The organism is Rhodococcus sp. PSi06, assembly GCF_054960675.1.
In genome coordinates, this window is record NZ_JBHNYO010000022.1 from 91,979 (window position 1) to 100,105 (window position 8,127).

Here is an 8,127-nt window from a genome sequence, read left to right on the forward strand (position 1 = left end):
GTTAAGGCTCCTTGGTTGCGAGAACGGTGTTGGTTGCGAGGTCGGCGAATAAAGTACGCAGGTCGCGTTTCAGAATTTTCCCGCTCGGGTTCTTCGGCAACGAGTCGACGACAACGACTTTCTTGGGAATCTTGTAGCCCGCCAATCGGTTCGAGCAGTGCGAGCGCACCGCCACCTCGTCGAGGATGGTTCCCGGTTTGGCCACGACCACCGCGCAGACGGCTTCGACCCATTTCGGGTGTGGGATGGCAAAGACGGCAACTTCTGCTACACCGGGGAGCAGGTAGATTGCTTCTTCTACTTCGCGGCTGGCGACGTTTTCCCCGCCGGTCTTGATCATGTCTTTCTTGCGGTCGACGATGGTCAATCGGCCGTCGGTGTCGAAGTAGCCCAGATCGCCCGAGTGAAACCACCCGCCGCGGAACGCTTCTGCAGTACGTACCGGATCTCGCCAGTAACCAAGGGTTGCTTGTGGGCTGCGGTGAGCGACCTCGCCGACCTCTCCGACCGGAAGGATGGTGTCGTCCGCGTCCACGACGACGGTCTCTACGTTGAGTACCGGCCGGCCGGCCGAACCGGGGTGACTCTCTTGATCTTCCGGTGCAAGGATCGTTGCGACCGGAGCTAGTTCGGTCTGCCCGTAGAAATTCCACAGCCGCACCCGGGGTAAGCGCTCGCGGATCTCGCGCAGCACTTCGACGGGCATCGGAGATGCGCCGTAGTAGCCCTTGCACAGCGACGACAGGTCCGTCCGATCGAAGTTCGGAGATTGCAGCAGCGAAATCCAGACCGTCGGTGGAGCGAAGAACTTGGTGACGCCGTGAGTCGCGATTGCCGCGAGGATCTTGTCAGGATCAGGACCGGGAAGGATGATGCTCGTCGCTCCGAGATAGATGTCGGGGCCGAGAAAACAGTCGAGCTGCGCGCAGTGGTAGAAGGGCAAGGTGTGCAAGTCGATGTCCCCGCTCGCCATCCCGCCGTCGACGATGCAGCTGGTGTACTCGGCTATCAGCGCGCGGTTGGACAACAACGCGCCTTTGGGCCGTGACTCGGTGCCCGATGTGTACATGATCCGGATCGGATCGTCGTCGCCTACAAGGGTTTCGGGAGCCGCGTCTTCGCCGCTGAGCCAGGACGAGAATTGTTCCCAGTCGGTGTCGTCGCCGATGGCTCCGACGACGGCCTTCGCCGTCAGCGGTCGACCCACGATTGCAAGTGCTGTATCAGCCGTAGCAACGAACTCACGTTCGGTGACCAGGGCAGTGATCTCGCTGTTGCCGAAGATGTACGCGATTTCGCTTGCCGTGAGCATGAAGTTGATGGGTACGAGGATTACTCCCAGCCGTGCGGTGGCGTAATTCAGAACCACGAACTGCCAGTTGTTGCGTGAGAGGACCGCGAGTCGGTCACCTCGCTGTACGCCGCGAACATGGAGTGCCCCGGCCACGGCATCGACTACTCTATCGAGTTCCCGGTAATCGATCGTTCGATCGCCGTCGATGAGCGCGGTCTTGGTAGGTACCCGCTGAGCTGTGCGGTGCAGGATGTCTGCCACCGAGTGCCGGCGCGCGGACGCCACGGTGTCGGTTACCGAAATCGAGGTGGTCATGCGAGTGCTCCCTGCCTGCGTGAGAGTGTGCGCAGCGCCGCGGCCAGCTCAGCTCCAGGTTCGGCCGGCAGCGTCATCGTTCGCCACGCGACATGTCGATCCGGACGAACGAGGATTGCACCGCTGGCGTCGATTTCGCGCACACTCGCCCAACTGCCTGGCTGCCCACCGTCGGGATCGCTTGCGACGGCGATGACCTCGACCGGCAGATCGTATTCGGCGACCGCATCTGCCCAGGTGGGTAGATACCGAGGATCCACCAACAGCGTGAATTTGCGCCGATCGATCAGTTCGAGAGTCGACGCGCGCAAGGTGCCCTTACTGATCCACGCGTGCGGAAGATGGTGGCCTGGTCTGGTGGTCGGGACGTAGTCCCGCAGCGGGTTGTTCGAGACCGGTGGCGGGCTGCCGTCGGGAACCACGGCACCCTCGCCGTAGAAGAATCCCAGTTCGACGTTCAGCTGTCCGTAGTCGTCGGCGTTCGAGGCCACTGCGTCGGCTACTCCAGCACGGAGTCGGTCTCCTTCAGCGTCCAATGCCAACCATGCGTCGATGGCGGCCCATCCGTCCTCGATCGAAGTATCCGCGCCCAAACCCATAGCTGCCGCGACACGTCGATGGCCGCCGACGTTCTCGAGCGAATGGCGGACGTTGAACAAGCCGACGGGGCGACGCTCAGCGTCATAGGAGTCGAGGAGTTCGTCGCCGGCTTCTTCGCGAAGTACCTGGTAGATCTTCCAGGTCAGGTTGTCGACGTCTTGCACGGCTGTATTGAGTCCAAGTCCACCGGTGGGCGGATGGCGGTGGGCTGCGTTACCCACCAGAAAAACGTTGCCGACGCGGTAACGCTCTGCGGTCACTCCTTCGAGTTCCCAGTGGCTGATGGCGTGGACATCGAACTTCAGGTCGGGGATGCCGAGCATGTCCCGGGCACGCGCGGTGAGGGTGTCGGTGTCCTTCGCGGCCGGGTCGCCCCATGCAAATGCTTGATGAAATGCCCACTCACGTGAATCGGTCCCCCAGGTGTCGGGTCCCATCGCGCACATGCTTCCTCGGAACGAGCCCCTACCGTGCGGGTCGATGAAGTAGTAAAGCAGTACCTGATCGTCCACAGTCCATGAGGACAAATCCGCAGTGACATGCATGCTGACCATGTCGAGAAGCTGTGTCGGTCCTTCCATGGCAACATTCAGCAGCGTCGAACACACTCGTCCACCGTCGGCGCCGATGACGTAGCGAGCCCGGACGGTGCTGGTGGTGTCGGTGGCTACCTCGTGCACGTCGAGTTCGACGTATCCGTCGAATTGGCGGAGGTCGCGAACTTCGTATCCGTAGTGAACCTTGCCGGGGCAGTGTAGGTCAGCGTGTTTGCGCAGAAGCGGATCCAGTCGCATCTGCGGAACATTGGCGTATCGGTTGGGGCTGGCTGCGGCGTAACGCTCACGGTCGAGCCCCCCGCCCCACGCGTCGATATGACCGATTTCCTTGCCTTGCGCGGGGCGGTCACCGGCGAGCGAGGTGTACCAACCGACGCGGTGCCAGCGGTCGTCGGGCGGTGACAGTTCATACACGTCGTCCGCGACGCCCATCGCCTCGAAAATTTCCATTGTTCGCTGATTGAGCAGGTGTGCGCGCGGAAGATGCGAAGTGGTGACGCGTCTTTCGTACACAACGGCGTCTATGCCGAGTTGGGCAAGCTGGATAGCGGCCGACAGTCCCGCAGGTCCACCACCCACAATTGCTACGTCGACGATGTCTTCGAGAACCATTACAGTCAGCCTCTCTGTCGTGTTTGCAGGGTGTGGTATCCGTGCGCGCGGCGGGCGTCGGTCAGCGACTGTCCCGATCGGACGGCGCTTCGAATGGTGTCTTCGGTATCGCGAATACCGGACGCGAGATCGATGACTTCACCGACCCGACCGACCGGGATGGACACCACTCCGTCGGCGTCGCCGACGAGCCAGTCCCCTTGTTCGACCCGGACCCCGCCGACAGTCACCGGCAGGTTGTACCCGTCGACCCGCACCCGGTCCTTGCCTGTGCGCATCCACCGCGACCGACTGAAGACCGGATAGCTCAGCTCCAGTGCGCAATCGGAGTCGCGGCAGACTCCATCGATGACCGTGCCCGATACTCCACGGTGGGATGCGGTCGCAGTCAGTAGATCGCCCCACACTGTGGTGTCGAGACGTCCTGCGTTATCGAGAACGACTACGGTTCCTGGTTCGAGGTCGTCGATGTAATCGCCGACCGTTCCGCCGTCGTCCCCTACCGGTACGTAGCGAACGGTGAACGCGCGCCCGACGAGTCGAACAGTGCGATCGAGGGGAAGCAGTCCTGCGCACTGGCCGTTGAGGCCGAGCTTGTCCAACGCATCACTGAGGTGACTTGTGTCGAGCGTGGACAGTTCTTCGGTGATCTGCGTGTGGTCGGTCATCGAAGTACCTCTCGATCGAGCATTGTCTCGTAGTTGGCGCTCATCACAGTTGCCATCGGTTCGCCGCTGCGGACGCGGACGAGCATCTGCCTTTCCTTGTCTGCAATACTTTCGGCTATGCCGAGTACCTCCTCGACGCGCTCGTGCGAAACGAACACCACTCCACTGCCGTCGGCGAGGACATAGTCGCCCGGCTCGACTCGGACGCCGGCGATGTCGACCGGCACATCCCATGCCCGTTCGATGATGCGCTTGCGCGCTGTGACTGGTACCGACGTGGACGCGTACAAGGTCAGTCCGAATTGGCGGGCCTCGTCGAGGTCACGTACCGCACCGTCGACAATGACCCCTTCGCTGCCGCGGGCGACGGCACCGGCAGAGAGCACCCCGCCCCATCCCGCAACGTGTGTTCGTCCATGATGAGCGACCACAATCACCTTTTCCGGCCCGGACGCATCGACTGCGGCGGTGCACAGATGCCGCGGCGCGATGCTCATTCCGTCTGCTTCGACCAGATCGACGGTGACGGCCCGACCTGCGATCGTCCGATCACCGGAGACCGCATGCAGTCCCAGCGCGGGCCCCGGCAAACCGAGCGAGTCGAGTGCGTCGGAGACCGCGCACGTGTCGAGTGCGGCGAGCCGACCCACGGTGCTCACGTCCACAACCCGAACGCGAGTCCGACCCCGGTTCCGGCGGGACTGCGCCATGCAGGTATGTATTCGCTCCAGCAATGCTCGAGATCTTTTCCGGCCCCGGCGGCGGCGATCCAATTGCGGACCTCCGAGGTTCCGGAGTCGAGCTGCTCGACAGGCAGAGTGCGCAGAGTAGCTTCGTCGTGGTCGATCATGGCGTCGAGGATGCGACGATCGAGTTCGTCGTTGACCACGAAATGGCTCAATCCGCCCGATGCGACGACGGCGACTCGAAGATCGCCGGGCAGAGAATCGATCGCTGCAGCCAATGCACGACCGAGGTCGTAGCAGCGGCCAGGTGTCGGCTGGTTGGGCGGGTAGTAAGTATTGATCAGAACCGGCACCATCGGAATCGTGATGTTCCTGAGCATCTTGCCGACGACCCAGGCGAAGGCGTGGCCGAAGCCGCCCTCGGTCTCCGTTTCCGAGCTGGTCGCGATATCGAAATCGCGGGAGACCAATTCCCTGATGATGTGCAATGCCGCTGACGGATGGCCGGGGTAGATCTCGCCGTCCATGCCCAGGTTGTGCTGCACCTGGCTCAGCAGGGCATTGCCCATCTCGACGGGCTGGTGGGTCTCGATCTTCTCACCGTGATAGACCGCGATAGCAGGCTGATTGCGAGCCGTGAACAACTCCTCTTGGTCGTCGCCGATGACAATGAGCAGGTCGGGGGCCACACGGATCAGGTCTTCGCGGAGTCGATCCACGCAGCCCAACGCTGCCTCGTACTTCGCGTTCCATGAGTCGAGTGAAAGTTCGTCGTCGTAACGGCCGCCCGCGGCGGCTACCAAGTCCTCGAAACTGCGCACAGTGCCCTGCTGGTCGAACAGCTCGTAATCATTCGCTGCGTCGTTCTCTGCTCGCAGGGTCCACATGCGCTCTGGTTCCATGCCGAGCATAGGGCTGTGGGAGGTGCCGACGACGGCAACGATCTTACTCATCGTCCGACTCCGTTCGGAGTGGGTCGTGTTCGGAATGCGTTCATGGTGAACCTCTTTCGTGTTTGTACCCGGTAGCCTTCGAGACTCCGGATGGGAGGGGCCGAACAAGTTCGCTCAGCGGGGCAGTGAATACAGATCGAGAGTGGACGCACCCGATCGGATCTTGCCGATGATCGAGGCCTCTTTGGCCTCGCGCTCTCGTGATGCCGTCGCGACAGTGGGCCATCGATCCTGAGGTACGACCACGACACCGTCGATGTCACCGACGACGACGTCTCCACGTTCGATTCGTATCTCGCCCAGACGAATCGGGGCCCCCAGACAACCTGGACCCTCGGGGTCTTTCACCGTGCCGTTGAGGCAGACGGTCGAAGAAAAGACCGGCATTCCGACTATTTCCAGAGCGCCGACGTCTCGAACTCCGCCGTCCAGAACCAATCCACCCAGCCCACGAGCGCGCGCCGCCTCGCTGAGAATCTCACCCCAGTACCCGTAGTCGTCGGCCGCGGTTGTCTGGACCACCAGAATGTCACCCGGAGATGCTTCGGCGACGGCGCGGTGCAACCACAAGTTGTCTCCCACTGGACACAACACCGGGAACGCGGGCCCGTAGATCTCAGCGGTCGAATAGACCGGGCGGATCCTGGCGGGAAGCGCCCCAGTTCGGCCGGCGGCCTCGTGCACCGTGGCAGCAGAGAAGCGTTCGGTGGCCGCTTCTCCAGTTGACGGCGCGCGTTCGACGGATGTGGCAACCATGATTTGATCTCGCTCTCGCTGGAGTCAGGCCGCTCGCCTAGACGTGTGATCTGAACCATAGCCTTCATGCACAATTGAATGCAATAGATCCTGAACTGGCCGTTCTTCAGAAAGCACGAAAATACAGCGCACAATTGCATTCAATATTGCATGTGATATACGTGTTTCCCACACCCAATGTGAGGCGCATCACTCTGCTTTCGCGATCCCGCGACACAGGCCGTCGCCTCCTCAGAGAGGACCACCGTGAGCGCTATCGAGCCGAACCGATCGCGGGCTGACGTCCGTCGCGTCGCGTTGTCGAGCTATCTCGGGACGACCATCGAGTACTACGACTTCCTTCTCTACGGCACCGCCGCCGCGCTCGTCTTCAACAAAGTCTTCTTCGCGAATCTGAGCCCGGTTGTGGGCACTCTCGTCGCCCTCTCGACCTTGGCAGCTGGATACGCCGCACGGTTCGTCGGCGCTATGGTCTTCGGGCACTTCGGGGACCGAGTGGGTCGCAAGAACGTGATGCTGGTAACCATGATCGCAATGGGACTTACGAGTGGCCTGATCGGCCTGCTGCCCACTTACGACCAAATCGGTTCTATGGCACCACTTTTACTAGTTTCATTGCGCCTGATTCAGGGTTTTGCGGTGGGCGGGGAGTACGGCGGGGCGGTACTTATGGTGTCCGAGCACGCAAGCACCGAAAAGCGGGGCCTAGCTAGCAGCGCAGCTGCAATGGGCGCTCCCACCGGAGCGGTGATTGCCACAGCAGCCATGCTGTGGGTCGCGTCGTTACCTGAGGACCAAATGCTCGGCTGGGGCTGGCGCGTGCCATTCCTGCTCAGCTTCGCCCTACTCGCGCTCGGAATGTACTTCAGGGCACGCATATCGGAAAGCCCTGTGTTCTTGAACAGCCGGGCAACGTCGGGCACTCCAGCCGAGGGAACGCCGATTCTGGTACTCGTTCGCTCCGAGCCTGTCATGCTGTTCAAGTCCGTTCTGTTTCAAATTGGTCCCTACTGCGGCTTGGGGACATTCGGGATCTTCGTCATTTCTTACGCCCCGTCGGTTGGATACTCACGCGCAGCGGCTCTTTCGGCAACGTTGCTGGGCACCCTGTTGAGCATCTTCATGACCCCCGTGTACGCCGCAATCTCGGATCGGATCGGACGTCGATCGGTCGTCATCCCTGGCATCGCCGCAACCGCAATCTTGGCCTTTCCCATTTTTCACTTCGTCAACTCGGGAAACACAACGACAATGGTGATCGCCCTGGCGATCTACCTCGGTTTCGTAATGCCCGCAGTGACAGGCGTTGCGCCTGTAATGCTCACAGAGTTGTTCCCCACCGAATCGCGTTACACCGGGGTGTCGACCAGCTACCAGCTCGCTCAGACCGTCGGCTCCGGATTTTCGCCGCTGATTGCCACCTCCTTGCTCGCCGCAGCCGGAGGAGCAACCAACACATGGCCCGTCGCACTTTTTCTGGTAGTCGTATCGGCAGCTAGCGGGTGGGCCGCACTCACACTGCCTGAGCGCTCGGACCAAAGCTTGGTCGACGTCAACTCTGGCCGGCCAGCGATCAGGACCGCATCCATGCGCACCACAACCGCGGATACGGACAGCACACCTCGCTGAGCAGGCATCGCATAGATCCCACAACACCGCTGAACGCAGAAGAATGAGTTCAGATTC

Annotated in this window: 7 protein-coding genes; 1 reads left to right on the top strand and 6 read right to left on the bottom strand. The window is 61.6% G+C overall.

Annotated elements, in window-relative coordinates:
* Position 1: 1 nt before the first annotated feature.
* The 6 genes from ACFI9K_RS23855 to ACFI9K_RS23880 form a co-directional block, all read right to left on the bottom strand.
* Positions 2-1,609: a fatty acyl-CoA synthetase gene (locus ACFI9K_RS23855; RefSeq protein ID WP_462665810.1), complete on the bottom strand. Its 1,608-nt coding sequence runs from the start codon at positions 1,607-1,609 to the stop codon at positions 2-4.
* Positions 1,606-3,378, bottom strand: coding sequence for an FAD-dependent monooxygenase (locus ACFI9K_RS23860; protein ID WP_462665811.1), 1,773 nt, complete (start codon positions 3,376-3,378; stop codon positions 1,606-1,608). Before ACFI9K_RS23860 ends, ACFI9K_RS23855 begins: the two co-directional genes overlap by 4 nt.
* 5 nt (positions 3,379-3,383) lie before the next feature.
* Complete coding sequence (locus tag ACFI9K_RS23865; RefSeq protein WP_094695097.1) at positions 3,384-4,046, bottom strand: RraA family protein; 663 nt, start codon at positions 4,044-4,046, stop codon at positions 3,384-3,386.
* The gene (locus ACFI9K_RS23870; protein ID WP_462665812.1) at positions 4,043-4,705 is read right to left on the bottom strand and encodes an RraA family protein; all 663 of its coding nucleotides are present in this window, start codon (positions 4,703-4,705) and stop codon (positions 4,043-4,045) included. Before ACFI9K_RS23870 ends, ACFI9K_RS23865 begins: the two co-directional genes overlap by 4 nt.
* Positions 4,702-5,685 (bottom strand): DODA-type extradiol aromatic ring-opening family dioxygenase, encoded by a 984-nt coding sequence (locus ACFI9K_RS23875; RefSeq protein ID WP_462665813.1) that lies wholly within the window; start codon positions 5,683-5,685, stop codon positions 4,702-4,704. Before ACFI9K_RS23875 ends, ACFI9K_RS23870 begins: the two co-directional genes overlap by 4 nt.
* 114 nt (positions 5,686-5,799) lie before the next feature.
* Positions 5,800-6,441 carry a 4-carboxy-4-hydroxy-2-oxoadipate aldolase/oxaloacetate decarboxylase gene (locus ACFI9K_RS23880; RefSeq protein ID WP_462665814.1) on the bottom strand — a complete coding sequence of 214 codons (642 nt, stop codon included), beginning with the start codon at positions 6,439-6,441 and terminating at the stop codon, positions 5,800-5,802.
* A 246-nt stretch (positions 6,442-6,687) separates the two neighbouring features.
* On the opposite strand from ACFI9K_RS23880, the gene ACFI9K_RS23885 reads away from it, so the two are divergent.
* The gene (locus tag ACFI9K_RS23885; RefSeq protein ID WP_462665815.1) at positions 6,688-8,070 is read left to right on the top strand and encodes an MFS transporter; all 1,383 of its coding nucleotides are present in this window, start codon (positions 6,688-6,690) and stop codon (positions 8,068-8,070) included.
* Positions 8,071-8,127: the final 57 nt, after the last annotated feature.

Coding starts and splice junctions, on each gene's coding strand:
- ACFI9K_RS23855 (WP_462665810.1), bottom strand. CDS start 1,609: ATGACCACCTCGATTTCGGTAACCGACACCGTGGCGTCCGCGCGCCGG.
- ACFI9K_RS23860 (WP_462665811.1), bottom strand. CDS start 3,378: ATGGTTCTCGAAGACATCGTCGACGTAGCAATTGTGGGTGGTGGACCT.
- ACFI9K_RS23865 (WP_094695097.1), bottom strand. CDS start 4,046: ATGACCGACCACACGCAGATCACCGAAGAACTGTCCACGCTCGACACA.
- ACFI9K_RS23875 (WP_462665813.1), bottom strand. CDS start 5,685: ATGAGTAAGATCGTTGCCGTCGTCGGCACCTCCCACAGCCCTATGCTC.
- ACFI9K_RS23880 (WP_462665814.1), bottom strand. CDS start 6,441: ATGGTTGCCACATCCGTCGAACGCGCGCCGTCAACTGGAGAAGCGGCC.